The organism is Neobacillus sp. SuZ13 (genome assembly GCF_030123365.1).
Classification (GTDB): domain Bacteria; phylum Bacillota; class Bacilli; order Bacillales; family Cytobacillaceae; genus Neobacillus.
On sequence record NZ_CP126107.1, the window covers coordinates 5,877,993 to 5,902,740 of the forward strand.

The following is a 24,748-nucleotide window of genomic DNA, read 5'->3' on the forward strand; positions in this document are numbered from 1 at the left end:
GAACAAAATGAGTCGGGAACGGTATGATCGTTCCCAGCTCAAATCTAAATGGTTATACTGGATTATTCTAAAGAAACTACATTTCCTACTCTAACGCTGCGGCACCGCCGACGATTTCTGTGATTTCTTGGGTAATCGATGCTTGACGGGCACGGTTGAAGACTAGTGTGTAGTGATTGATTAGTTCTTTCGCATTATCTGTTGCATTTCTCATTGCTGTCATCCGAGCGGCATGCTCACTCGCTTTGCTGTCTAACAGAGCACCATAGATCAAGCTCTCAGCATATTGAGGCAGGAGAACTTCTAATATTTCTTCTGCAGACGGCTCAAATGTATAGGAAATAGGCTTGTTAGAAGCGGTTAAATCCGTTAGCGGAAGGAGCTTCTTCTCTTGAACTTCCTGTGAAATGGCACTCACATAATGGCTGTAATAGATATATAGTTCATCGAATGTGCCATCGGCAAACATTCCAACGGTTGCACGGGTAATGTCTTGAATGTCAGCAAAGTTCGGCTGAGCTGGAATCCCGATTGTTTCAAGGACTACATTCATGCCGCGCTTGACAAAAAAGTCACGTGCTACACGTCCGATTGCAATAATCGCAAATTCATCATTCGATTTATGACGCTCTTTAATTGTTTGACTCACTCGACGTAGCACGTTGCTGTTAAATGCACCAGCAAGTCCGCTGTCAGAAGTCATGACAACATAACCGGTTTTCTTAACAGGTCGAGATGTAAGCATAGGATGATTTACTCCGCCTGAGCCAAGTGCAATCGATGCCGTTACTTCTTGAATTTTTTCCATATAAGGAACAAATTGCTTTGCATTCACGACCGCACGATTCCACTTTGCAGCAGAGGTCATTTCCATTGCCTTTGTTATTTGACTCGTCTTTTTCGTTGAATTAATACGAGTTTTTATCTCACGTAATGAAGCCATAGGTTCTCACCACCCTTTTTCAAAGAATGTCTGGAAGGCGCGCGGCATCATGTGAAGTTTTCACACAGTACCGCTCACCTCACCGTTCTAAATGTCAGACCCTATTGTTCGGAAACTGCAAACGTCTTTTTGAAGGCGTTGATTGCAGAAGCCATATCGTCATCAGAAGGAAGATCCTTCGTTTTTGTAATATGGTCTAACAACTCTTTGCGGTTGTGGTCTAACCAATTAAGGTATTCTGATTCAAAGCGACGTACATCCTCTAATGGAATATCATCAAGGAAGCCGCGTGTTAATGCGTAAAGGATTGCAACTTGCTTTTCAACTGAAAGCGGCTTGTGCAGGTCTTGTTTAAGAACTTCAACCGTACGCGCCCCACGATTCAATTTCGCTTGAGTTGCTTTATCTAAGTCTGATCCAAACTGAGCAAATGCTTCTAATTCACGGTATGATGCAAGGTCAAGACGTAAGGTACCAGATACCTTTTTCATCGCCTTGATTTGTGCAGATCCACCTACACGTGATACGGATAAACCAGCGTTGATCGCCGGACGTACACCGGAGAAGAATAAGTCAGATTGTAAGAAAATTTGTCCATCAGTGATCGAAATAACGTTTGTTGGGATATACGCTGAAACGTCGCCCGCTTGTGTTTCGATGAACGGAAGCGCAGTGATCGAACCAGCACCAAGTGTATCGTTAATTTTTGCAGCACGTTCTAATAAGCGGCTGTGTAAGTAGAATACATCCCCTGGATATGCTTCACGACCTGGAGGTCGACGAAGCAGCAAGGAAAGCTCACGGTATGCAGCTGCTTGTTTAGAAAGATCATCATATACAATCAATACGTGTTTGCCAGCATACATAAACTCTTCAGCCATTGAAACTCCTGTATATGGAGCTAAGTAAAGCAATGGAGCAGGTTGTGATGCAGATGCAGTAACAACGATTGAGTATTCTAATGCGCCGTATTTACGTAGTGTTTCAACGGCGTTACGAACTGTAGATTCTTTCTGACCGATCGCAACATAGATACAGATCATATTTTGACCTTTTTGGTTCAAGATCGTATCAATAGCAACAGATGTTTTACCTGTTTGACGGTCACCGATAACTAACTCACGTTGACCACGTCCGATTGGCACTAGGGCGTCAATCGCTTTGATACCTGTTTGTAATGGCTCATGAACGGATTTACGAGCCATAACGCCTGGAGCAACTGCTTCAACTGGGCGTGTTTTTGTAGTGTTGATTGGACCCATACCATCAACTGGTTGTCCAAGTGAGTTTACAACGCGTCCAATAAGTTCCTCACCAACCGGAACCTCCATGATGCGTCCTGTACGGCGAACCTCGTCACCTTCTTTGATTTCAGTGAAAGGTCCAAGAATGATAATACCGACGTTATTAGCTTCTAGGTTTTGTGCCATACCCATAACGCCATTTGAAAATTCAACAAGTTCTCCAGCCATTACATTGTCAAGGCCGTGAACACGTGCGATACCGTCACCGATTGAGATAACTGTACCAACATCAGTTACTTGAATTTCCGCCTGATAGTTTTCAATTTGCTTTTTTATCAGGGAACTAATTTCTTCAGCTTTGATGCTCATGAGTTTCACCCCTAATCTTTCGAATCTAGCTTAACAATTTACGTTCTAAACGATCGAGTTTACCTCTTAATGACCCGTCATATATACGATTTCCAATGCGAAGGCGAATGCCTCCAAGCAAGTTGGAATCTACGATATTTTCAATTTTTAGTGACTTTTTGCCAATTTTAGCAGCAAATACAGATGAAATAGCTTCGCGTTCTGCATCCGTTAACGCACGTGTGCTGTAAACTTCAGCTTCGGCAACGCCCATCTCCTCGTTTGCCAGCTCTAAAAATTCATCTGCCAAATCAATGATTTGGTCTTCACGGTGGCGGTCGATTAAGATCAACAGTGTATTGAGTACATTTACATTAACTGATGCGAAAGCAGTCTTAATAATTTCTTTTTTCTTTACAAGTGAAAGCTTAGAAGAATTTAAGATGGCTTTTAATTCAGGATTGTATTGTACAACTTCTTTCACTACACGAAGTTCTTCTTCAATAACTCCGAGCGAATTCGTCTCTTTTGCAATATTTAGAAGAGCCAACGCATAGCGCTTAGCTACCATAGAGTTGCTCATCGCTCTTCTCCTGCCTCTTTAATATATTCGTTAATAAGTTGGTCTTGGTCTGCTGCAGTGATTTCTTTTTCAATAACTTTAGAAGCAATCAATACAGACAGGGACGCAACTTGCTCACGAATCGCGGCAACTGCTTTTTCTTTTTGCTGCTCAATTTCAAGCTTAGCTGATTCTTTAATACGGTCAGCTTCAGTGCGGGCTGCAGCGATAATTTCTTCACGCTGAATATCGCCTTGCTTTTTCGCACCTTCAATTAGGTTTTGAGCATCATTACGAGCTTCTTTTAAAAGATCGCGCTGCTCTTGTAAAATCTTTTGTGCTTCTAAACGGCTGTTTTCTGCCGCACTAATTTCGTTACCAATATGCTCTTCACGTTGTTTCATGATGCCCATTAATGGACCCCAAGCAAACTTTTTGAGCAAGGCTAACAAAACAATAAAAACGATAAGCTGGAAGAAGATATCTCCAGTATTAATGTGGCCGCCGCCTTCAGCAGCAGTCGCTAATACAAAACTGTTTGTTAACACCCTCGGTTCACTCCTTTCAAGAGTTGCTTAACGATAGAAAAAACGCATAAATGAATGGCGAGGATTTGTTGATCATCGCCAATGTGAATTTGCCTAAAATTATTTATTTAATACCATGAACGCGATAACTACCCCAATAATCGGTAATGCTTCAACTAACGCAACCCCGATAAACATTGTTGTTTGTAGTAAACCACGATGTTCTGGTTGACGAGCGATACCTTCTACTGTACGTCCTACGATAAGACCGTTACCAATACCTGCTCCTACTGCTGCTAAACCGATTGCGATTGCTGCTGCTAAAACACCAATTGATCCTGTCATTACTTTTTTTCCTCCTTAAATGTATGAAACATAAATTATTTTTTTATATTGTTCATAAAAATGAACGGTGTATTATTAATGGTCGTGACTCACTTTATGAGCCAAGTAAACCATTGTTAACATTGTGAAAATATAAGCTTGAATCGTACCAACGAAAATAGAGAACCCTTGCCATACCATTGTCAGCGGAATCGCTGCGATCGTGCCGGCAATACCTTGATGCGCTAAGCCTGCTGCTAATAGGGATAAAAGCAACTCACCAGCGTAAATGTTACCATATAGACGCAGACCAAGAGTCAGCGTATTGGCAAACTCCTCAATAATTTTCAAAGGGAATAAGAATTTCATCGGAGCGAAGAACCCTTCTCCATAACCCTTTGCACCTTTTAACTTGACGCCATAATAGTGGGATAGTCCCAATACCATAACGGCTAGTGTTAAAGTAATGATTGGGTCGGCTGTTGGTGATTTCCACCAAAGCTTTTCATCAATCACGATTGCAAATGGAAGACCTAGCATATTGGATACAAAAATATACATAATTAATGTAATACCAAGAATGTGGAATCTTCCGCCTTCTTTCCAGTCCATCGTACTGTTGATGATCCCTTTCACAAAGTCCATCACCCATTCAAAGAAGTTTTGCATCCCTGTAGGTTTCATTGCCAACTTCCGTGTAGAAAGGACTGCTATTAAGAAAACGATTAAACTAGCAATCGAAATCATCAGCATGTTTGCGCCATTAAACCAAAGACCCATAAATTCAAACTCTGGAGCCTCATGATGCATGTAAACTCACCTCGCTTCCGCTTCATTTATGTACATGCAAAGCATGGTAAAAATAATCTATCATAATGACAATATAGGATGTCATCAATCCTACCACTAAGGAAATCATATTGAACTGCTCTGGATATCTTAAGGCGATTAACGCGGCAATTCCAGCCATTGCCATTCTCGAGAGCGACCCTAAGGATTTAGGTTTTTTACCCTCTGTTACCTTTTTATCAAAGCTTTCCGTCTTTCTAACCAAGAACCACAGGTTCAGATAACTGAAGCATGTCCCAAGAATCAGTCCTGAAAATACGGTTTGATAAGAAGTGAAGCCCCAGCCTAGAACATAAATGGACAACAAGTAAAAAATCCATTTGCGCTGTCTGTTGAACATGACTCTGAAATCTGGCATAGTTATTTTTCTCCTGAATAGAAATGGCGGATTGAAAGAAGCATGGAATAGGTGCCCGCCGCAAGACCGATGAGCAGTCCGATTATTAAGAAAATTGGCTCGGTGCCCCAATGGCGATCCAGCCATCTGCCTGAGAAAATACCTATTAGAATGGAACCAACTAATTGGGAGACAATTGCGGACATTAAAGCCATAGCTTGTAATGGGTTGCGGTTGTTTTTACGCATATAAACACATCCTCACTCTGGAGAGAATGTCAAACGGGCAATTGGTAAAAATTCAGGCCAAAAAACTATCTTTCAATAGATTTTTTTACATGAAAACCCTATCATTTACACCCTTTGTTAGCATACAATAGCGCCCTGTCAATGTCAATGAATTTACGTGAATTATACCACAAAGTATTCGCCGAATTTTTTTCCATTTCAGAACTTTATCCAACATCACTATTGTATTGTAAAATGTGAATGAAATTTGCCCATTTTGTGTCTATTTTGTGAACGTTTAGAATTATACTAATGGTACAATTTTATGAACTTTTATTATGGTTTAGAAATATAGTGGACCACGCCCAGGAAAGGGCATGGTTGTTAGTCTTGTGTTTTCTCAATTGTGATCATCCGCTCGAGAAAATCCTCTTTATTCGCTTTTTTTGCAAAAATCTTTACCAGATAGGATCCATCCCGTGGGAGCTGTTCGCTTGGAATGTCCCTGTGAATTAGTCCTTTTTTCACATTAGTAATCGTATCTAAAAAGCCAACAAAACGGTAATCCTCTGGATTAAACAACGCAATCCCAAATTCCTCAGCCCCGCCTGGCAAATAAACCTCATAGCGATACTGCCCCGGTTTGTCGCCATTCGTAAAATCAAAGCCCATCACGCGTGGATAGTTCGGCTCTTCCAACACATATAGATAAGGAATGCGGACGGCTGCCGCTCCTGCCTGGAGCCTAAGATAACCGTCTTGAATTTTCCCCTTAAACACGTTCGGGTCAACCGTTAACTCCACAGTAATGTCTTTCGTTTGTTTCGGTTCGAGCGTAAACGATAACGGCAGCCGCCAGTGGAGCCCATCGACATGCGGAGGGATATCGAAGGAATAGCGCTGCGTGCGCGAACCTGTATTTTCCACATGTAGGCTGGTTTTCTGGACATCACTCTGCTCGGTAAATTTCCCAAAGCGGATACTGCTAGGCGATACGAGGGTGCTCGCTTTAATCGCTTCATCGACTTGTATGCGGCCGGCGCCCTGTTCAAAGGTGCGGTAATAAGCTTTGCCAGGATTCGCTGCTTCGCTTGATTTAGTCAGAGGAATCGCTGTATTCATCAGAGCCGCTTTGATCTGCACCGGCGTCCAATCCGGGTGGGCCTGCTTGATTAACGCACAAGCCCCCGCGACATGCGGTGCGGCCATACTCGTCCCCTGCAAAGACAAATACCCGCCTGGAATAGTCGAGTTAATCGCCACCCCGGGTGCGACAATATCCGGCTTGATTTCCCATGACCCTGTCACTGGACCGCGCGAGCTGAAGTCGGCGAGCTGGTCCCGATCTTCACTGACCAAGACTCTTGCCGAGGTCGTTTGTTTTTTTATTTCTTTTTGTAAAATAACTCCGTCACCCTTCGCGAGTGCTCCGACAGGGATGGTCAGCTGAGAGTCCAGGTTTCCCATGAAGCGGCCTCCGCTGACATTATTGTAGATCAGGACCGCTTTTGCCCCCGCTTTTTGGGCATTTTCCGCTTTTTGTGTGAAAGTTAGGATGCCCCGCTGGATGAGAGCAATTTTCCCATCGACATTTTTCAGTTCATCAGGTCGGCCAAGACCGCCATCGGCTAAGTCTACGGAACGGTCGAGGTTCCACGTGGCCGAGCCTTCCATCGGCTCAATTTGGAATTGTTCCCGACTTCCTTCTATAGATATGTAAGGAGTCTCGAGGGTTGGCGTCGATGCCCCAACCGAGATCGCTTTCGAGGCCGTCCCTGGTGAACCGACGCTCCACACATCTGGTCCTGAATTTCCCGAAGCTGCCACTGCCACGATGCCGCGGTCGACCGCACGGTTAAGGGCAAGGCTGATCGGCAGGTCAGGACCGTTGATATCATTTCCGAGGGAAAGATTGACAATGTCGACTTTATCCTTGATGGCTTGATCTATCGCGGCAAGCACCTGCTCTGTCGTTCCGCCACCACCCGGCCCAAGCGCCCGGTACGCCACAATTTTCGCCTCCGGGGCGACGCCTTTTATTTTTCCATTGGCTGCAATGATGCCCGCGACATGGGTCCCGTGGATGGTCGCCTTACCGAGAGCAAGCGTCTCCATCGGATCGCGGTCATTGTCCACCAAATCGCGGCCGCCGGCAAAGTTGCGCTTGAGGTCCGGATGCGTATAGTCGACGCCGGTATCAATCACCCCCACCGTGACCCCTTTACCAGTAAGCCGTTGATTTTTTTTATCAAAAAGGCTGCGGACTTCCTCCCCGCCAATAATTTTCACACTCTCTTCTGTTTGGGCCTGGTACTGGATGACTGGTGAAACGTTGATGATTTGTTTCTGGCCGCTGGCTGTGAGCTTGGCGAGTGTTTCGGCGCTGCCTTGGACGGAGAATCCATCTAGGGCGTCGTGATAAACTCTGCGCAGCTTGATATCTTTATACGGTTTAATGAGTTGCCGGATTTGCTGTTCTGTTTGTGGTTTGTCCAGAATAATAATGGCGGTAGTTTCCTTTGTGCTTTCAGTGATGGAAGGATGAATGAGTATTTTAGGAGTTTGAAAAGCTAGCAGTAACGCAAGTAGAAGTTTCATCAGCAGATTTCCCCTTTTTTCATATCGTTTTCTTTGTGGGGGGAAAGTATGCGTGTCATTTTGTAGGGATTGTATATTCATTGATTCCCTTTTCATCAAGCGGGCACAAGAGTTGATTTTTCGGAATGGTGTATTTTGTCCCTCGTTTTAATCCAGACGATGGGAGGTTGAGTGACCGCAGTTGATGCCCTGCGATGAAGGGGGAGTCAATGCCCAAAATTTCAGCGAACTATTTCCTGGTAATTGTCGGTCCTAATAAGAGCATATAATCATCGACTGTCTGAAAAAAAGCAGTTTTGGAGGAATGCCCGCAAATATGGCAGTTCCACTTAGCTGAATAGAATGCCATCGTACCGGTTGGGCGCTTAGGGCATAACACCCCTGTGCTAATGTCATCTTTGGATAATTTGTAGGTTTGGAGAATATCAGGAATAGGAGTTTGATGGTGGGCTAAAAGGATGTCGACTAACTGCGCGAGTTTCCTTTTACTAAAGGCAGGCTTTTGGTGCTTGCACATAAAGATATACGGCGAGAAGGAATGCAGCTTTTATCTTTCGCTTTTGCCTGAAGAGCAATTTTGAGAGGTTTAGTGCATCTTTTTAGATGCTTTGTACAATTATACATTTTTCACCAAAAAGATAACCTAATTTTGAAACCAAAAACCTTTTAATTACCCCTTTTTATAAAACCCCAACAAAAAAAGCCGAGTAAATACTCGACTTTTTCAAAAAAAATCCTATTTCGTACCAAACAACCGGTCTCCAGCGTCACCTAGACCTGGGACGATATAGCCGTGGTCATTTAATTTCTCATCTAATGCTGCGATATAGATATCGACATCAGGGTGGGCTTCCTTGACTGCATCTACGCCTTCCGGTGCTGCGATTAGACACATAAATTTAATATGTTTTGCGCCGCGCTTCTTCAGGGAGCGAATAGCTTCAATCGCCGAACCGCCCGTTGCCAGCATTGGGTCCACCACGATGAAATCACGCTCTTCGACATCACTCGGCAGCTTAATATAATATTCAACCGGCAACAATGTTTCAGGATCGCGGTAAAGACCAACATGGCCTACTTTCGCAGCTGGGATCAATTTCAAAATACCGTCGACCATTCCGATTCCTGCACGCAAGATTGGTACAATCCCGATTTTCTTACCGGAAAGCACCTTGGATTTCGCTGGACAAACAGGTGTTTCGATATCGATATCCTCTAGCGGCATATCCCTTGTAATTTCAAACGCCATCAGCGTGGCAACTTCATCAACAAGTTCTCGGAACTCCTTTGTTCCAGTGTTTTTATCACGTATGTAAGTTAGTTTATGTTGAATTAATGGATGGTCAAATACGAATACCTTGGCCACAATGATCGCCCCTTTTTTAAAATTAACAAACACTTCGTCTCATTTTACAGAAAAATAATCTAATGAGCAAATCAGAATAACTAGTTAGATTTTTCAAAAAAAATCGGCCCACTTGGGGCCGATTCTTAAATGTTTAATACTCTGGATATAGGGTGAATTTGCTTGTTAAAGCTTCGACGCGTCCTGCTGCTTCCTCAAGCTTCGCTGCATCTTCATGGTTTTTCAAGGTAAACGCAATGATGGATGCAATCTCGTCCATTTCCTCTTCAGCAAAGCCACGGCTTGTAACTGCCGCTGTTCCGATACGGATACCGCTTGTCACAAACGGGCTTTGTTGATCAAATGGAATCGTGTTTTTATTAACAGTGATACCAACTTCATCAAGGACCTTTTCAGCAACCTTACCAGTTAATCCAAGTGTTGTTACATCCACTAACAAGAGGTGGTTGTCCGTACCGCCGGATACTAACTGTAAGCCTTCCTTTTGAAGACTATCCGCTAGGCGCTGAGCATTGGCGATAATTTGGCCCGCGTAATCTTTGAAGCTGTCCTGCAATGCTTCGCCAAAAGCAACGGCTTTCGCAGCGATGACATGCATCAGTGGACCGCCTTGAATCCCAGGGAAGATAGATTTATCAATTTTCTTGCCAAATTCCTCTTTACAAAGGATCATCCCGCCGCGTGGGCCGCGTAATGTTTTATGCGTTGTTGTAGTCACGAAATCCGCGTATGGAACTGGGTTTTGGTGCAAACCAGCCGCAACTAGACCGGCGATGTGAGCCATATCAACCATTAAGTACGCGCCAACTTCATCAGCAATCTCGCGGAACTTCGCAAAGTCAATCGCACGTGGGTAGGCACTCGCTCCAGCAACAATCATCTTTGGCTTGTGTTCAAGAGCTTTGGCACGAACATCATCATAATTGATGCGGTGAGTAGTTTCGTCTACACCATACTCAACAAAGTTATACTGAACACCACTGAAGTTAACCGGGCTGCCGTGTGTTAAGTGGCCGCCATGGGATAAGTTCATCCCAAGGACAGTGTCGCCTTGCTCAAGAACTGTGAAGTATACTGCCATATTAGCTTGTGCACCTGAGTGAGGCTGCACGTTCACATATTCCGCACCGAAAATTTCCTTCGCACGGTTGCGGGCTAAGTCTTCAACGATATCAACATATTCACAGCCGCCATAATAGCGTCGGTTTGGATAGCCTTCTGCATATTTGTTCGTTAACACAGAGCCTTGTGCTTCCATGACTGCTTCGCTAACAAAGTTTTCTGAGGCAATTAATTCAATCTTAGAGCGTTGACGACCTAATTCCTTTTGAATCGCTTGAAAAACCTGTTCATCCGCTTGAGGCAAATGCTTCATGACAAAAAATCCCCCTTATATATAAGTGACTACTATTAACATGTTCGAAAATTCTTTTTTATTTTAGCACGAAACACTCATAAATTAAAAGAGAAACATTTTTCGGTTTTTAATTATTTTTCTCACATATGGCGAACCATTTTATCTGCAAGGACATTAATTTACGAACAAAAATTAAATTTTTATAGATAATATTCGTGTTTTAGTCGATGTCTTTTCTATTCTATTTAAATTTACCAGCTTATTATGGTGCCTGACACCCAATTGTGAGGCACCACAAAAATTTATGTACAGCTTAAATTGTCGGCTTCGCGCTCATAGACAGCCCGCGCCCCGCCAATCAGTTTCGGACGTACTTTAGCAAGTGTTACATGTGCCTGGCCGATCTTTTTTTGCGTCACGCGGACAGGAACGGCAACATGTTTTAGGTGCATGCCAATCAAGGTATTGCCAATGTCGATTCCGGCATCCGCCTTTACAAACTCCACCACGACTGCATCCTCCAGCGCCCCAAAGGCATAGGTTGCCATTGCCCCGCCTGCTTTTCGGACAGGGACAACCGAAACCTCATCAAAGCGCTTTGCTTCTGCCACCGCACGTTCGACGACCAAGGCTCGATTTAAATGCTCACAGCATTGGAACGCCAGATCAATACCTGTGTCCGCTTGAAGCTTTTTTAGGCTTCGAAAAATTATTTCAGCTACTTCGACTGTCCCAGAAGTTCCGATTCGCTCCCCGATCACTTCACTGGTGCTGCAGCCAACCACGAGCAGCTGTCCCGGTTTCAAATCTGCCTGTTCTTTGAATTCTGTTAAAATTGCTTCCAGCTCTTTTTCACATTCTTGGATCATACGCCTTCCCTCCCCTAACAGATTTCGCGTTCGACTCCAAATCTTGATGAATTAAAGGTGCTTATCCTCGTATTCGCCAATTTTCCCAACCCTGCCTGCATGGCGGCCGCCTTCGAATTCACCTGTTAGCCAGACTTGGGCAATATCACGGGCTAAGCCAGGGCCAATGACGCGTTCGCCCATTGCTAAAATATTGGAATCATTATGGGCGCGTGTTGCTTTGGCACTGAATGTATCATGAACCAGTGCACAGCGAATCCCTTTCACCTTGTTAGCCGCAATGCTCATGCCAATGCCCGTCCCACAAATCAGGATGCCGCGGTCAAATTCACCCTTCGCCACTTTTTCAGCAACAGGCAGTGCGTAATCTGGATAATCGACAGATGTTTCGCACTCACAGCCAAAATCTTGATATTCAATGCCAAGCTCTACGAGTAGGTTGGCGATTTCTTTGCGAAGATTAACCCCGCCATGGTCTGATGCTAAAGCTACTTTCATGAAAAAATCCCTCCTGTTTTCATTTTGATTTATGTATGTCCCAGCGCAGCACCCGCAACAATCGGACGCTTCCGCTCTCCTGATTTATTTTGACATACCCTCGCCGAAATAGAAAGTTCCTGCTCAAAAATAAAAGCCCTCTTCTAAAGAAAGAGAGCATTCCAGCAAGTATTACTTTAGTTTTCCAATCGCCTTGTCAATTAATTCATCTAGTTCACGAAAGGTTTGTTCATACATCGCCAGGGATCCGCCATAAGGATCGACCACATCAGGATTAAAGCTTTCACCGCTGTATTCCTTTAAAGTAAAGACCTTAGTACCCACTTGCGGGTATTGCTGGAGAATCGCCATCTTGTGTGAGGATGTCATGGTGAGGATGAGGTCGGCCCAATCGATTTCGTCACGGGTTAACAAGCTGGAACGGTGTTTATGCGCGATTCCATTGTCCTCGAGCACCTTTTTCGCATGTGCGGATGCCTCATTACCGTTCGCTGCATAGATTCCAGCTGATCTCACTTCGATCTCATCCATTTGTTTATTTTTCAAAATTGCTTCAGCCATCGGACTTCTGCACGTATTTCCTGTGCATACAAATAAAATGCGCTGCAATGTGTTTCCTCCTCCTTGAAAGATTCTTATGTAAATAATTTTACCATAGGAAGGCCGAGGATTTCTTCCTTACAAGAATGGGGCGAGCAGCTTTATTCCAAACGCAAGGAGAATCGCGCCGCCAATTGCTTCACTATATGCTCCTACCCAGCCCTGCATCTTTCGGCCGAGCAGTAATCCTAACCACGTTTGCACGGTTGCCATGATACCAAAACAGATAATCACCATGATTGTTTTCGCACCATAAATGCCTAAAGTAAGTCCAACAGAAAAACTATCCAGGCTTACGCTCAAGGCAAAAATTAACAAGCCAAAGCCAACTGGGGAAATGACCTTCTCCTCCCCCTTTTTAAGGGTCGACCAGACCATTTGTATACCGAGCAAAATCAGCAGAAAACCGCCGATAAAAGTCGCAAACGCACCAAATTTCTCTGATAAAAATTTTCCCGCCAATAAACCCAAAAGCGGCATCCAGACGTGGAATAGGCCGATCGTTATCCCGATATTGAATATTTTCTTAAGCCGAAGTTTGTACATTCCCATGCCAAGCCCGACTGAAAATGCATCCATCCCTAGCGCAAACGCCATTAACATCAAAGTTATTAATTCACTAATCATTTCAGACATTCGGACTCCGCCCCCTTGGACTAACTAACCTAAGCATATGCACGTCCAAACTATTTTAGAAGTCATATTGGAGACTAGAATCGACCTCACTTACATCTATTATACCGCTTATCCCACCCTTCTAATTCCAAAATTTGTAACGAAAATGACTATTGGTGCCTGACACCACAAAAAAACCACCAGCCCCCCTTTTTTATAGGGAGAACCTGGTGGCTACGGCTATTCTATAATTAATTTATTTCCCGCTGCCTTCTGAAGGCGGTTCATGATGGCATGTCCGACACCTGTGTTCGGAAAGACCTCACTATAAATGACATCGACCTTCTCTAGATTAAATCTTCGTAACGTATCATAAAGCGCAGCTGCCACTGTCTCCAGCTCAGCCCGTTTCCCGCACGTAAGCACCACATCAGCCTCGAACAACCGGGCATTTTCTTCCGTTGTCAACACTCCGACCCGCAACCCTTCCTGCCGCTTTTCTTCTACTAATCCTTGAAGAAATTTCGCGGTGCCTGACACCATAAAAAGCGGGGCATTTGGGGCGTAATGGCGATATTTCATGCCTGGTGCTTTTGGCCGCGCCGCTTCATCGGTTAACGCTGCATCAACATGAACTTCCCCAACAACGGATTCGAGCTGCTCCTTTGTTACCCCGCCCGGCCGTAAAATCACCGGTATCGCCTCCGTGCAATCGACCACCGTTGATTCCACACCAATTCCAGTGGCGCCGCCGTCAATCACACCCGCTATTTTTCCATTTAAGTCGTCCAAAACATGATCGGCAGTTGTTGGACTCGGTTTGCCCGAACTGTTCGCACTCGGTGCCGCAATCGGCAATCCACAACTTTTCAACAATGCCAGCGCAACAGGGTGGTCCGGCATCCTGACCGCAACCGTCGCTAAGCCTGCTGTTGCAGTTTCTGAGAGAACACCTTCTATCCTTTTAAAAATAATCGTCAACGGCCCTGGCCAAAAAGCTTCTATTAATCGTTCCGCTTTCTCCGGAACTTCAGCCACAAATGCCTTCAACTGATTTTTATCCGCAATGTGGATAATCAGTGGATTATCACTTGGTCTGCCTTTCGCGGCAAAAATCTTTTCCACCGCCGCATCACTTTTCGCATTCCCGCCCAGGCCATAAACTGTCTCCGTCGGCAAGGCAACCACTTCGTTATCCCGTAAAAAATTTGCTGCATCCACAACTTGTGGATTATTTTCAAGATTATCCACATACTTATCCACTTTCCAGACTTTCGTGTTCATAGTTATCCACCTTTATCTCAAACGAGTCTACTAGCGAAATTTGGCGAATTTAGTCACCTAGACTCATATTTTTCACTTAATACGTTTGAAAGTATAAAAGAAGGTGTGCATAAATACAAGTCTTATCCACAAATTGTGCACAACTTCCGTGAAAAAGTGGATAACTTTGTGGATATATCCACAATTATAATGAAAATTTTAAAAATAGTGAGTTATCCACATTTAAAACGTGTCGAATATGTTCTGACTGATAAAATTCGCTAGGTAATTCTTCCCGGCGGGCTCTCTGAAAGCCCATTAACTCAAAAAACGGTAAGGCTACGCTCTTATTAGTTGCCAAAAATAAACCTTTCATCCCTTTTTCTTTCGCCAATTGCACCATTTGATCAAAGAGGACGAAGATTTCCTTTTCAGCTTGTCCAGGTGACACCACGAGGGAACGCAACAAACCAAATTCCGTGAACGCCTCCATCCCCAGCGACCCCTTTAATGTCCCGCTTTCATCTTCTAACAACAAAAAATAGTCAATCGAGTCATCATTTATTCCATCCGTCCCCAGGTTCGCTCGCGATAAAAACGCTCGTAAATTGTCCAAGTCTTCTTTTTTAGCCCTGCGAATCAATGCCTGCATCCTATCATCCACCTCTTTTTCAGATTCTACTCTATGAATATGGATGAAATAGAAAAAATAGAACCGCTAGATTCAGGAATCTAGTAAAATTTATTCACAGTATACACACGACCGCAAAAAACCAGCCCCACGAATGGAACTGGTCTAGTTAAACATCTTCTCCCACATCTCTACCACAAAAAACTTCACTTCTACCGGCTTTTCATCTTCGGAAGTATACACAGGTGCTTCCTTCTTAGCCACTTCCACTGACACTTCCTCAATCATTATCTCATTGAACACAGGTCTCTCTTTTTCAATCAGCCTCTCTGGCTTCTTCACTTCTTGCTCTTTTTTCTCAACAACTTTTTCTTTCTTCGCTGCCACTGGCTCGTGCTTCACAGCTTCTGTTTCTTCCTTCACCGCTACTTTTTCATGCTTCTCAGTTGCTTTTTCTTCCTTTACCACGATTTCCTCGTTGACCCTAGCCACTTTTCTCTTAGACTCAGCCTTACCCTCTTTTTCTTCATCCTTCACCGTCTCAGACTCTTCTTTTCCCTTTTTCACCTTTGCCTGCGGCTTTTCTGGACTTACTGTTTTTGCTTTGGCCTTCTTCTCTTCAAACCCATCACTTACAGCCACACCATTTGAAAAGTCAAGGAAGCATAATGGCGGATAAAGCACACACCACCAGTTCGCCCCTTCACCTGAACCTAAAGTAATCAAAATTGCTTGATATTCTCCTGCTGGATATAAAAATTGACCATATAATTTCGTTGGAAACTGAACTTTGCCAAATTCAACCTTCACGGATTGTGTCGACCCTTGGTCACGAACCACTTTTTCCGAAATCTCTTGAATCTCAGGAAGCTTCGCATTGATGATCTTTCTTGCCTCTTCCATCGAAGTTAAATCCTGTACCCACAGTGTAATCTGCGCATTGACCGCATCGCGCACCTTCCGTTTAATCGCTTGATCCTTTTCAAAATCACTATTAGCAAGAATCCTGAGCCGAATCGCTTCCCCAGGAATCACAATCGATTCCTTCTGTGCTGCTTCCGTCTTCGGCATATATAAATTCAACATCGTCCCTAATGATAAAACGATAAGATATCCCCAAACAATCATTTTACTCTTCAATTCTAGCACCGTCCCTTCGATATCTTCATTTTGGACAAAATGCCAGAATCTTAAACTATTAAATTTTGATATATTTCAGAGATTCATGATGGCAATTCGTGGCGACCTTTAAAAAAAGGCCTCGGAGACTAATCTCCGAAGCCTATTTCAGCAAACACCATCCGGTCCCTGCCATTTATATCATTCACAATCTCTACCTTCGCACTAGCAAAAGTCTTTTGCAAAAGCTCCGCTACCGCTTCACCCTGACCAGCCCCAATCTCGAAACCAACCAGCGCGCGCGTCTCTAACACCTGCGGCAGCTCGACCATAAAGCGGCGGTAAAAATCCAAGCCGTCCGTCCCCGCAAACAACGCCCGGTGCGGCTCATGCTCCGTCACAACCTCCGACATCGTCGTGATATCACCGAGCGGAATATAAGGCGGATTCGAGAGAATCACATCAAACCGAGCCCCGCTCTCCAAAAACGGCCCCAGCAAATCCCCCTGCAAAAACTCCACCTCAGCCCCAAGCCGTACCGCATTCTCCCGAGCCACAGACAAAGACGCCTCCGCAATATCGGTGCCTGACACCATTAACACTGGCTGAACAGGACTATCGGTGCCTGACACCATCCTAAGCTCCGCTTCTTCCAGTTTCATGGTGATGGCGATTGCGCCGCTGCCGGTTCCGATATCTGATAGTTTGATGACTTGTTTCGTGCCGCCAAACAGCTGCTTGATCCGTTGGAGCGCGCCGTAGACGAGTTCTTCCGTTTCCGGTCTCGGAATCAGCACCTCTTCATTGACAAGAAACGGCCGCCCATAAAACTCCTCCGTCCCGATGATATACTGAACCGGAACACCTTTCACATGGTCAAAAACCGCTTTTTCAAAGTCCTCCCACACACCCGGAGCTAACTCATCGTGCATATTCGCAAACAACTGCGCCCGGCTCATCCCAGTGAAATGGCGCAGCAAAAGCTCACCCGCATTCGCATCACGATTGGCTGGACCTAAAAAAGAAGAAGCCCATTGAAGAGCTTCGAATACTTTTTTACTCATTTGAGGAATCTTCCAGCCTGCGCGCTTGATCATCCATAATCAGCGCATCGATGATATCATCGAGCTTGCCTTCCAAAATTTGATCAAGCTTTTGAATCGTTAAGCCAATGCGGTGGTCCGTCACCCGGTTTTGCGGGAAGTTGTACGTACGAATCCGCTCTGAACGGTCCCCTGTACCAACTGCCGATTTACGGACAGAATCATACTCTGCCTGCGCTTCTTGCTGGTACTTATCATAAATGCGGGCACGTAAAACCTTCATCGCTTTATCTTTGTTCTTATGTTGCGATTTCTCATCCTGGATCGAAACAACAATCCCCGTCGGAATATGTGTTAAACGAACTGCTGACATCGTCGTGTTAACGGACTGACCGCCGGCACCGCTCGATGCGAACGCATCAAAACGAATATCTTTATCGTTAATTTCCACATCTACTTCTTCTGCTTCCGGCAAACACACCACTGTCGCCGTTGACGTATGAATCCGGCCGCTTGATTCCGTCTCTGGAACACGCTGCACACGGTGTGCGCCGTTTTCAAACTTCAATTTCGAATAAGCACCCTGACCATTAATCATAAAGCTAATTTCCTTGTAGCCGCCAAGGCCAGTCGGGCTTGCATCAAGAACATCAATTTTCCAGCCTTGCGCTTCCGCAAAACGGCTGTACATGCGATATAAATTCCCTGCAAACAAAGCCGCTTCGTCTCCGCCCGCCGCGCCGCGGATTTCAAAGATAACGTTTTTGTCATCGTTCGGATCCTTCGGAATCAACAAGATCTTCATCTTCGCTTCTAATTCCACGATCTGCGCTTCCAGTTCGTTAACTTCTTCCTTCACCATTTCACGCATCTCAGCATCCAGCTTTTCATCCAACATCGCTTTCGCATCCTGAAGCTGCGCACGCGCCTCTTTATATTCACGATATGTTTGTACTGTTTCTTGTATATCAGATTGTTCTTTTGAATAATCACGTAGTTTTTTTGAATCATTAATGATTTCTGGATCGCTCAAAAGTTCATTCAACTTATCATAGCGATCTTCCACCGATTGAAGACGATCAAACACAGTCTATTCACCTCAATTTTTTGTCCATAACATTCTAATTATAGTATAGGTGAAAACAACCGTCAAAACCAAATTCTAGGGGGGATTTTTTTCGCAAGAGATTTTTTCATTTTAGGCTGTGTTAAACTAGTCTGTTGATTTCCGTTCCAGGCACAAGCGGTTCGCGGGCGTGCCGGGGAGCCTCCTCGTCGCTTTGCTCCTGCGGGGTCTCCCCTGACCCGTACTCCCGCAGGAGTCTTCGTGCCTGGAACGAAGGTCAACAAAGTGCCAAAATCAACATTAACCTTTAACAAAGCCTAATTTTAAAAAAAAGGCTGGCTTACCGTCACGATAAGCCAACCAGTTTAATTAAAATTTATTTATTGAATGGCTGCAGGCTCCATTTGTTTGTTCCCCTGCTGATCCAACTGTCTAACCACTTCTTCACTTGTATCCACACGTTTAACGAATAATGCTAATACGAGTGCGACAATATTAATGGCAAGTGTGACATAAAATGAATATTGAATACCTGCTAATAAAGCTTGTTTGGTTAATAGAGCTGTAGAAGCTGCTGTCAGCGTTGTCGGATCGACCCCAGCCATTAGGCTTGTAGCTTCAGTTTTTGTCACAGAATTCATGATGGTTATAAGAATAGCTGTACCAATCGAACCAGACACTTGCTGCGCTGTATTGTTGATAGCTGTACCATGTGGGTTTAGGCGAGAAGGTAATTGATTTAGCCCGTTTGTCATGATTGGCATCATTACCATCGACATACCAAACATTCTTAATGTGTAAACAAGAACAATATAGGTATAACTAGAATCAATTTGTAAGTTTGCTAGCATGTAAGTTGAAATTGCTGTAACCACAAGTCCGATTATTGCTAGAATACGAGGACCAAATTTATCAAACAATTTACCTGTAATCGGCATCATAATCCCCATCACAATTGCACCAGGCAGCATCATTAAACCTGAATCAAGTGGTGAAATCCCCCGTACATTTTGAACATACGCCGGTGTTAAAATCATACCGGAAAACATGGCAACTGCGTTCACAATCGCAATAACTGACCCAAGCGCAAACATTGGGTACTTGTATACACGCAAATCTAATAATGGCTCTTTCATTTTTAATTGACGAACAATGAAGGCAACGAGCGCGATACCACCCACGATTAATGTTGTTAATACGATTGTATCTGTCCATCCATCGGAACTCGCCGAACTAAAGCCGTATAGCAATCCACCAAATCCAATACTAGACAATACAATAGAAAAATAATCAAGTTTTGCACTTTTGTTTTGTTCCATCACATTTTCAAGTTTCCAAACAGCTAATAATAAACTAATAACCGCTAACGGTAAAATCATTTCGAAAAGGACGCGCCAGTCATAGTACTCTACAATGTAACCTGATAATGTAGGGCCAATTGCTGGGGCTGTAATCATAACTAATCCAAAAATACCCATGGCCGTCCCACGCTGTTCTCGTGGAAAACTTACTAACATAATATTCATTAATAAAGGTCCCATGACCGAAGAACCGGCTGCTTGAATCATTCGCCCTGTGAGTAACAGTCCAAAGTTTGGAGCAAAGGCCGCCACTGAAGTCCCTAAGGTGAAAATTGCCATCGATGTAATAAATAATCGACGATTTGAAAAACGTGTTAATAAAAAGGCTGAAGCCGGAATTAATATCCCACTGACCAGCATATAACCTGTCGATAACCACTGAACCGTTGAATAGTCTTTTATTTTTAAGTCAACCATAATTGATGGCAGTGCTACATTTAGAAGTGAGTTATTGAGAAAAGAAACCATTGCCCCGATAAATAAAATCGCGATCATTAAATATGGCGGTTTTCTTTGTTGTAATGTTGAATCCATTTATCCTATCTCCTTATCCTTTATTGAGACTCTTCTTTATAAAATCCTCTTTTTAGCAGGTCGATTTGCACTCTATAATTCATAAGTGCTTCCTCATCCGTCCAATCCTTTACAATCATTTGGATCAAATTCTGAAAGGTTACAGCCCCCATCATTTTTAAAATATGATGTAGTTCTTGATCACTTTCGATGTTTAAATTTTCTCTATCTATGAGGCTGACCATATTTAAGAACTGCGCTTTTTGATTTTGCTCATAAACATGATTAGCGAATGTATTCTCTACTTTATAATTCATATTTAAAAAAGCATGTTTAAAAAAGTTTTGGTGTTCTTGATTTCTATGGAATGTAATCAAAAATTGAAATGACTCCATAAATGTCTCAAATAAATCCCCATTCTTTTCTTTAAGAATACTAATAAATCGTTCACTATTTTTTTGCGCAAGTTGATTTAACAAGAAATAATATATATCCTCTTTATCCTCAAAATATTGGTAAAAGCTCCCCCTTGGAATTCCCGCACTTTTGATGATATTCGCAATAGATGCTTCATGTAATGGGACTCTGGAGAATTCCTCTTTAGCAGCTTCAATTAATTTGTCCTGCTTATCTTTCGGTAAGTGAAAATAGGTTTGTTTGGGCATTTTTCCTCTCCTATCTATATATGACACCATGTCATAAACCAATTATATATGACACTGTGTCATACGTCAACAAAAAAGTGACAGTGCGTCATAAAACTAAAAAAAACATGCCCTGAAATTCAGAGCATGCTACCTACGATCTTCTTTTACGCGCACCTCGATTTTATAGCGCGGTAAAGCCTGTATTAGTTTCCGGTGAAGGCGGGCTTCCGTCTTAACTTTTCCCTGTTCAGACTGCATTCCTTTTTTATAAACAGATACCCACATCCGGTCACCATTGACCCAGACCGAATCGAGCGTAAATTCATTTGAATCAGCAATCACTTGTTTTGCCTTGTTGATATCTTCGGCAGTGTCTTTTCCGCCACCCGTTTCAGAGCCGCTCCCCGTTCTACTCAAGTTGAGGAAATTGGGGTTTTGGTTGGTGATATCATCTTCGACCATCCGTTGCTTATTTTCGCCTCGATTGGCCATATTTGCAGGCGTATTGCCGTCACGGTTGGACATATAATTCGGTGCTGAACGGTCATTCTGAAGATCATAAGCTTCTTCATTCCCATGATTCCCGCCTTCATTCCCATTACAGCCGCTAATTAAAAACATCATACATAATGAGAGAAACAGCATAAACTTTTGCATCTTACACCTCCCATTACTATCATGCCCGGAGGCTGCCGGAACAGAGCGAGAGAATTCTTTCCAAGAAGCAAAATTCGGCCGCTCAGAATGGGATTTCGCCAATGCTGTGATGGATTTCGCTAAACTCCACCGGAATTTCGCCGAACACACCCGGTATTTCGCCAAACTCCTAGACTTTTTCGCCAAACCACCCAATTATTTCGCCAACACCCAAAAATCACCGCAACAAAGCCAACCTAACCAAACAAAAAAAACTGCCCGAGAATCCCCTTCTCAGACAGTTGTAGTTAACCATAGTGTTAAAATCAGTTACGGTGTCAGGCACTAATTATGTAAACTGACGACACCCTTTATATTAATTTGTTGCTTCCTGCTCGATGCTTGTCCGGTAGACGGCAGTTTTTGGGACTTCGTGGTGATGGCGGCAGCGAGGCTCGTACGCTTCGGAGGCACCTACTAAGATGACTGGGTCATGGTAAGAGGCTGGATGGCCGTCAATTAAGCGCTGCGTCCTGCTTGATGGTGAACCGCACACAGAACATACTGCCTGCAGCTTCGTCACCGATTCAGCAATCGCCATTAACGCTGGCATCTGACCAAACGGCTCGCCGCGGAAATCCATATCCAGACCCGCACAAACGACACGGTGCCCGCTGTCAGCCAGCTGCTGCACAATGCGCAAAATCCCTTCATCAAAAAACTGAACCTCATCAATCGCAATAATATCGATATCGGCTTCCACATGGTGGAGAATCTCCATCGAATGAGCAATCGGCTTCGCATGAAAAGAAGAACCATTATGGGACACAACCTGTTGATCGTGATAGCGATTATCAATTTTCGGCTTAAACACAGCAATCTTTTGTTTAGCGAACTGAGCCCGTCTCACACGGCGGATCAATTCCTCCGATTTTCCAGAAAACATACTGCCACAGATAACCTCAACCCATCCGCTTTGCTTCATTAAATACATAAAAACGGCGTCTCCTTCCTAGCAAATCCATAAAATCTATATCAAAAAGTAAATTTATTAAATAAAAAACAGGCAAGTAAGTTGCTTCTTGCCTGTACTGTTTTACAATTATTGTTGCTGTTGAGTTTTGATGCCATATTTCTTGTTGAAACGGTCAACACGTCCGCCAGCTTCAGCGAATTTTTGACGACCAGTGTAGAATGGATGACATTCTGAACAAGTCTCAACACGGATTTCGTTCTTAACAGAACCAGTTTCAAATGTATTACCACATGCACATGTCACCGTTACTGTTTTATAATTTGGATGAATTCCTGCTTTCATTCTTTTCATCTCCTTCCGCCCTGAATCTTTCGAAACAGAGTTATATAAAGCACCTGTCCAAAAACAAGCACTGAAATACTAAAAACACACTGCACCCATTATAACAAGGGTAACCTATTTTTGCAAGTTGGGATTTGTTGGTTCTTTTTTTGAAAAGGAACCTATCCAAGTCCCTCTACCAGGCTTGTCCCTTACTAAGTTGATCAGGTCCGGCTTGTTTCCAGTACTCCCTCAAGTAGGCTACGACCGTCTCGTTTTCAGCTCTTCCCCTAATTGGGCGAAGAACTCCTCATTCGATTTCGTCTGGCGTAATTTTTTCAAGAAACGCTCCGCAAAATCGGGTGAATCGGACATCGATTTTCGGATCGCCCATAATTTATCCAAATGATCCTTCGGAATCAATAATTCTTCCTTACGTGTTCCTGAACGGCGGATATCAAGCGCAGGGAAAATACGGCGCTCTGCAAGTGAACGATCGAGATGCAGTTCCATATTACCTGTCCCCTTAAATTCCTCATAAATCACGTCATCCATCCGTGAGCCGGTATCGACAAGTGCTGTAGCCAAAATGGTTAAACTGCCGCCCTCTTCGATATTACGAGCTGCCCCAAAGAAACGCTTTGGACGGTGGAAAGCTGCCGGGTCAATCCCCCCGGAAAGTGTCCGGCCGCTTGGCGGAATCACTAGGTTATACGCACGCGCAAGGCGCGTAATACTATCCATTAAAATGACCACATCACGCTTATGTTCGACTAAACGCATCGCGCGGTCGAGCACAAGTTCCGCCACTTTAATATGGTTTTCCGGCACTTCATCAAACGTCGAACTAACAACGTCACCTGCAACCGAACGCTCAATGTCGGTTACTTCCTCTGGACGTTCGTCAATTAACAGCATAATTAATTCTACTTCCGGATGGTTAGTGGTAATGCTGTTGGCAATTTCTTTTAACAGCATCGTTTTACCAGCCTTTGGAGGTGCAACGATCAACCCACGCTGCCCAAAACCAACCGGTGCGATGACATCCATAATCCTTGTCGAAAGATATTTTGGAGTAGTTTCCAATTTCATCTGGCGGTTAGGATAAAGAGGTGTCAGGCCTGGGAAGTATACCCGTTCCTTCGCCGATTCCGGGTCTTCTCCGTTAACGGCTTCTACGTGCAATAGTCCATAATAACGCTCATTTTCTTTCGGAGGTCGTACCTTACCGGAAACTTTATCCCCATTACGAAGGTCGAAGCGGCGGATTTGCGATGCAGAAATGTAGATATCTTCTGAGCTTGGCGAGTAATTGATTGGTCGTAGGAAGCCAAATCCCTCTGACTGGATAATTTCTAAAACGCCTTCCATGAAAAAGTATCCTTGCTGTTCTGCGCGGGATTTCAGGATGGCAAAAATTAATTCTTTTTTCGTTAATTTGCTGTAGTAGGTCACTTTATATTCGCGTGCCAGCTCATAAAGTTCCTTCAGCTTCATATTTTCTAAACTTGAAATTGTTAATTCCATTTGTGCACCACACTTTTATTTTTTTCAATCAGATGTTGTTAAGAGAGTTGAGGAATAATGATAGAAGTAGAAATGAAATGAATAGAATTGCAGATATAATGCATAATAAAACAATTACTATTTTACCCTCTATGCAAAAAATTAATCAACTTATTTTTCTATTTTGATTCATTGGGAATTTCTTCTTGTCGGAGTTAGTCCAAATTCCTAATGGAATGTAATAGGAGTTTTGGGCTGTGTTAAACTTTTCTGTTGATTTACGTTCCAAGCGCTTCGCTTTCCGCGGGCGTTGCGGGGAGCCTCCTCGGCGCTCTCAGCGCCTGCGGGGTCTCCCCTGCCCCGTACTCCCGCAGGAGTCTTCGCGCTTTCCACTCCAATCAA

At 43.8% G+C, this 24,748-nt stretch carries 26 protein-coding genes; all 26 read right to left on the reverse strand.

What is annotated here, in order from left to right:
* Nucleotides 1–85: 85 nt before the first annotated feature.
* The 26 genes from atpG to rho all read right to left on the reverse strand — a co-directional run bounded on the left by atpG (nt 86) and on the right by rho (nt 24,367).
* Nucleotides 86–943, reverse strand: coding sequence for an ATP synthase F1 subunit gamma (atpG, locus tag QNH17_RS28865; RefSeq protein WP_283876718.1), 858 nt, complete (start codon nt 941–943; stop codon nt 86–88).
* Nucleotides 944–1,044: 101 nt separating this feature from the next.
* The gene (atpA, locus tag QNH17_RS28870) at nt 1,045–2,556 is read right to left on the reverse strand and encodes a F0F1 ATP synthase subunit alpha (RefSeq protein ID WP_026568221.1); all 1,512 of its coding nucleotides are present in this window, start codon (nt 2,554–2,556) and stop codon (nt 1,045–1,047) included.
* A 25-nt stretch (nt 2,557–2,581) separates the two neighbouring features.
* Entirely contained in the window at nt 2,582–3,118 is a 537-nt protein-coding gene (locus tag QNH17_RS28875) for a F0F1 ATP synthase subunit delta (RefSeq protein ID WP_283876719.1), read from the reverse strand.
* Nucleotides 3,115–3,645 carry a F0F1 ATP synthase subunit B gene (locus tag QNH17_RS28880; RefSeq protein WP_283876720.1) on the reverse strand — a complete coding sequence of 177 codons (531 nt, stop codon included), beginning with the start codon at nt 3,643–3,645 and terminating at the stop codon, nt 3,115–3,117. The genes QNH17_RS28875 and QNH17_RS28880 overlap by 4 nt, the downstream gene beginning before the upstream one ends.
* A gap of 99 nt (nt 3,646–3,744) precedes the next feature.
* Entirely contained in the window at nt 3,745–3,969 is a 225-nt protein-coding gene (atpE, locus tag QNH17_RS28885) for a F0F1 ATP synthase subunit C (RefSeq protein WP_026568218.1), read from the reverse strand.
* Nucleotides 3,970–4,044: 75 nt separating this feature from the next.
* Nucleotides 4,045–4,758, reverse strand: a complete 714-nt coding sequence (atpB, locus tag QNH17_RS28890; protein WP_283876721.1) for a F0F1 ATP synthase subunit A — start codon at nt 4,756–4,758, stop codon at nt 4,045–4,047.
* 22 nt (nt 4,759–4,780) lie between these two features.
* Nucleotides 4,781–5,155 (reverse strand): ATP synthase subunit I, encoded by a 375-nt coding sequence (locus tag QNH17_RS28895; RefSeq protein ID WP_283876722.1) that lies wholly within the window; start codon nt 5,153–5,155, stop codon nt 4,781–4,783.
* Between the two features lie 2 nt (nt 5,156–5,157).
* Nucleotides 5,158–5,382 carry an AtpZ/AtpI family protein gene (locus tag QNH17_RS28900; protein ID WP_026568215.1) on the reverse strand — a complete coding sequence of 75 codons (225 nt, stop codon included), beginning with the start codon at nt 5,380–5,382 and terminating at the stop codon, nt 5,158–5,160.
* Nucleotides 5,383–5,745: 363 nt separating this feature from the next.
* Nucleotides 5,746–7,959 (reverse strand): S8 family serine peptidase, encoded by a 2,214-nt coding sequence (locus QNH17_RS28905; RefSeq protein ID WP_283876723.1) that lies wholly within the window; start codon nt 7,957–7,959, stop codon nt 5,746–5,748.
* A gap of 736 nt (nt 7,960–8,695) precedes the next feature.
* Nucleotides 8,696–9,325: a uracil phosphoribosyltransferase gene (gene upp / locus QNH17_RS28910; protein ID WP_283876724.1), complete on the reverse strand. Its 630-nt coding sequence runs from the start codon at nt 9,323–9,325 to the stop codon at nt 8,696–8,698.
* A gap of 133 nt (nt 9,326–9,458) precedes the next feature.
* Nucleotides 9,459–10,700 (reverse strand): serine hydroxymethyltransferase, encoded by a 1,242-nt coding sequence (gene glyA, locus QNH17_RS28915; RefSeq protein WP_283876725.1) that lies wholly within the window; start codon nt 10,698–10,700, stop codon nt 9,459–9,461.
* Nucleotides 10,701–10,984: 284 nt separating this feature from the next.
* On the reverse strand, nt 10,985–11,551 hold the full coding sequence (locus QNH17_RS28920; protein WP_283876726.1) for a TIGR01440 family protein: 567 nt from the start codon (nt 11,549–11,551) through the stop codon (nt 10,985–10,987).
* A 51-nt stretch (nt 11,552–11,602) separates the two neighbouring features.
* Nucleotides 11,603–12,049 (reverse strand): ribose 5-phosphate isomerase B, encoded by a 447-nt coding sequence (gene rpiB / locus QNH17_RS28925; protein WP_283876727.1) that lies wholly within the window; start codon nt 12,047–12,049, stop codon nt 11,603–11,605.
* Nucleotides 12,050–12,220: 171 nt separating this feature from the next.
* Complete coding sequence (locus tag QNH17_RS28930; protein ID WP_283876728.1) at nt 12,221–12,658, reverse strand: low molecular weight protein arginine phosphatase; 438 nt, start codon at nt 12,656–12,658, stop codon at nt 12,221–12,223.
* 69 nt (nt 12,659–12,727) lie between these two features.
* The gene (locus QNH17_RS28935; protein WP_283876729.1) at nt 12,728–13,285 is read right to left on the reverse strand and encodes a manganese efflux pump MntP; all 558 of its coding nucleotides are present in this window, start codon (nt 13,283–13,285) and stop codon (nt 12,728–12,730) included.
* Between the two features lie 219 nt (nt 13,286–13,504).
* Entirely contained in the window at nt 13,505–14,548 is a 1,044-nt protein-coding gene (locus tag QNH17_RS28940; protein WP_283876730.1) for an L-threonylcarbamoyladenylate synthase, read from the reverse strand.
* 184 nt (nt 14,549–14,732) lie between these two features.
* Nucleotides 14,733–15,179, reverse strand: a complete 447-nt coding sequence (locus tag QNH17_RS28945; RefSeq protein WP_283876731.1) for a GNAT family N-acetyltransferase — start codon at nt 15,177–15,179, stop codon at nt 14,733–14,735.
* Nucleotides 15,180–15,323: 144 nt separating this feature from the next.
* The gene (spoIIR, locus tag QNH17_RS28950; protein ID WP_481858643.1) at nt 15,324–16,286 is read right to left on the reverse strand and encodes a stage II sporulation protein R; all 963 of its coding nucleotides are present in this window, start codon (nt 16,284–16,286) and stop codon (nt 15,324–15,326) included.
* Between the two features lie 140 nt (nt 16,287–16,426).
* Nucleotides 16,427–17,341 (reverse strand): peptide chain release factor N(5)-glutamine methyltransferase, encoded by a 915-nt coding sequence (gene prmC / locus QNH17_RS28955; protein WP_283876733.1) that lies wholly within the window; start codon nt 17,339–17,341, stop codon nt 16,427–16,429.
* Nucleotides 17,334–18,407, reverse strand: a complete 1,074-nt coding sequence (gene prfA, locus QNH17_RS28960; RefSeq protein ID WP_144551670.1) for a peptide chain release factor 1 — start codon at nt 18,405–18,407, stop codon at nt 17,334–17,336. The genes prmC and prfA overlap by 8 nt, the downstream gene beginning before the upstream one ends.
* 359 nt (nt 18,408–18,766) lie before the next feature.
* A complete protein-coding gene (locus QNH17_RS28965) occupies nt 18,767–20,281 on the reverse strand; it encodes a DHA2 family efflux MFS transporter permease subunit (RefSeq protein ID WP_283876734.1) in 1,515 nt (504 codons plus the stop codon).
* A gap of 20 nt (nt 20,282–20,301) precedes the next feature.
* Nucleotides 20,302–20,925, reverse strand: coding sequence for a TetR/AcrR family transcriptional regulator (locus QNH17_RS28970; protein WP_283876735.1), 624 nt, complete (start codon nt 20,923–20,925; stop codon nt 20,302–20,304).
* 129 nt (nt 20,926–21,054) lie between these two features.
* Nucleotides 21,055–21,564: a hypothetical protein gene (locus QNH17_RS28975; RefSeq protein WP_283876736.1), complete on the reverse strand. Its 510-nt coding sequence runs from the start codon at nt 21,562–21,564 to the stop codon at nt 21,055–21,057.
* 355 nt (nt 21,565–21,919) lie between these two features.
* The gene (locus QNH17_RS28980) at nt 21,920–22,537 is read right to left on the reverse strand and encodes a thymidine kinase (RefSeq protein WP_283876737.1); all 618 of its coding nucleotides are present in this window, start codon (nt 22,535–22,537) and stop codon (nt 21,920–21,922) included.
* Nucleotides 22,538–22,645: 108 nt separating this feature from the next.
* Nucleotides 22,646–22,861, reverse strand: a complete 216-nt coding sequence (gene rpmE, locus QNH17_RS28985) for a 50S ribosomal protein L31 (RefSeq protein WP_283876738.1) — start codon at nt 22,859–22,861, stop codon at nt 22,646–22,648.
* A gap of 240 nt (nt 22,862–23,101) precedes the next feature.
* Complete coding sequence (rho, locus tag QNH17_RS28990; protein ID WP_026568198.1) at nt 23,102–24,367, reverse strand: transcription termination factor Rho; 1,266 nt, start codon at nt 24,365–24,367, stop codon at nt 23,102–23,104.
* Between the last annotated feature and the right edge of the window lie 381 nt (nt 24,368–24,748).

Excerpts from the sequence above, each read along its gene's own strand:
- atpG (WP_283876718.1), bottom strand. The coding sequence starts at position 943 with ATGGCTTCATTACGTGAGATAAAAACTCGTATTAATTCAACGAAAAAG.
- atpA (WP_026568221.1), bottom strand. The coding sequence starts at position 2,556 with ATGAGCATCAAAGCTGAAGAAATTAGTTCCCTGATAAAAAAGCAAATT.
- QNH17_RS28875 (WP_283876719.1), bottom strand. The coding sequence starts at position 3,118 with ATGAGCAACTCTATGGTAGCTAAGCGCTATGCGTTGGCTCTTCTAAAT.
- atpE (WP_026568218.1), bottom strand. The coding sequence starts at position 3,969 with ATGACAGGATCAATTGGTGTTTTAGCAGCAGCAATCGCAATCGGTTTA.
- atpB (WP_283876721.1), bottom strand. The coding sequence starts at position 4,758 with ATGCATCATGAGGCTCCAGAGTTTGAATTTATGGGTCTTTGGTTTAAT.
- QNH17_RS28895 (WP_283876722.1), bottom strand. The coding sequence starts at position 5,155 with ATGCCAGATTTCAGAGTCATGTTCAACAGACAGCGCAAATGGATTTTT.
- QNH17_RS28900 (WP_026568215.1), bottom strand. The coding sequence starts at position 5,382 with ATGCGTAAAAACAACCGCAACCCATTACAAGCTATGGCTTTAATGTCC.
- QNH17_RS28905 (WP_283876723.1), bottom strand. The coding sequence starts at position 7,959 with ATGAAACTTCTACTTGCGTTACTGCTAGCTTTTCAAACTCCTAAAATA.
- glyA (WP_283876725.1), bottom strand. The coding sequence starts at position 10,700 with ATGAAGCATTTGCCTCAAGCGGATGAACAGGTTTTTCAAGCGATTCAA.
- QNH17_RS28920 (WP_283876726.1), bottom strand. The coding sequence starts at position 11,551 with ATGATCCAAGAATGTGAAAAAGAGCTGGAAGCAATTTTAACAGAATTC.
- rpiB (WP_283876727.1), bottom strand. The coding sequence starts at position 12,049 with ATGAAAGTAGCTTTAGCATCAGACCATGGCGGGGTTAATCTTCGCAAA.
- QNH17_RS28935 (WP_283876729.1), bottom strand. The coding sequence starts at position 13,285 with ATGTCTGAAATGATTAGTGAATTAATAACTTTGATGTTAATGGCGTTT.
- QNH17_RS28940 (WP_283876730.1), bottom strand. The coding sequence starts at position 14,548 with ATGAACACGAAAGTCTGGAAAGTGGATAAGTATGTGGATAATCTTGAA.
- QNH17_RS28945 (WP_283876731.1), bottom strand. The coding sequence starts at position 15,179 with ATGCAGGCATTGATTCGCAGGGCTAAAAAAGAAGACTTGGACAATTTA.
- spoIIR (WP_481858643.1), bottom strand. The coding sequence starts at position 16,286 with ATGATTGTTTGGGGATATCTTATCGTTTTATCATTAGGGACGATGTTG.
- prmC (WP_283876733.1), bottom strand. The coding sequence starts at position 17,341 with ATGAGTAAAAAAGTATTCGAAGCTCTTCAATGGGCTTCTTCTTTTTTA.
- QNH17_RS28965 (WP_283876734.1), bottom strand. The coding sequence starts at position 20,281 with ATGGATTCAACATTACAACAAAGAAAACCGCCATATTTAATGATCGCG.
- QNH17_RS28970 (WP_283876735.1), bottom strand. The coding sequence starts at position 20,925 with ATGCCCAAACAAACCTATTTTCACTTACCGAAAGATAAGCAGGACAAA.
- QNH17_RS28975 (WP_283876736.1), bottom strand. The coding sequence starts at position 21,564 with ATGCAAAAGTTTATGCTGTTTCTCTCATTATGTATGATGTTTTTAATT.
- QNH17_RS28980 (WP_283876737.1), bottom strand. The coding sequence starts at position 22,537 with ATGTATTTAATGAAGCAAAGCGGATGGGTTGAGGTTATCTGTGGCAGT.
- rpmE (WP_283876738.1), bottom strand. The coding sequence starts at position 22,861 with ATGAAAGCAGGAATTCATCCAAATTATAAAACAGTAACGGTGACATGT.
- rho (WP_026568198.1), bottom strand. The coding sequence starts at position 24,367 with ATGGAATTAACAATTTCAAGTTTAGAAAATATGAAGCTGAAGGAACTT.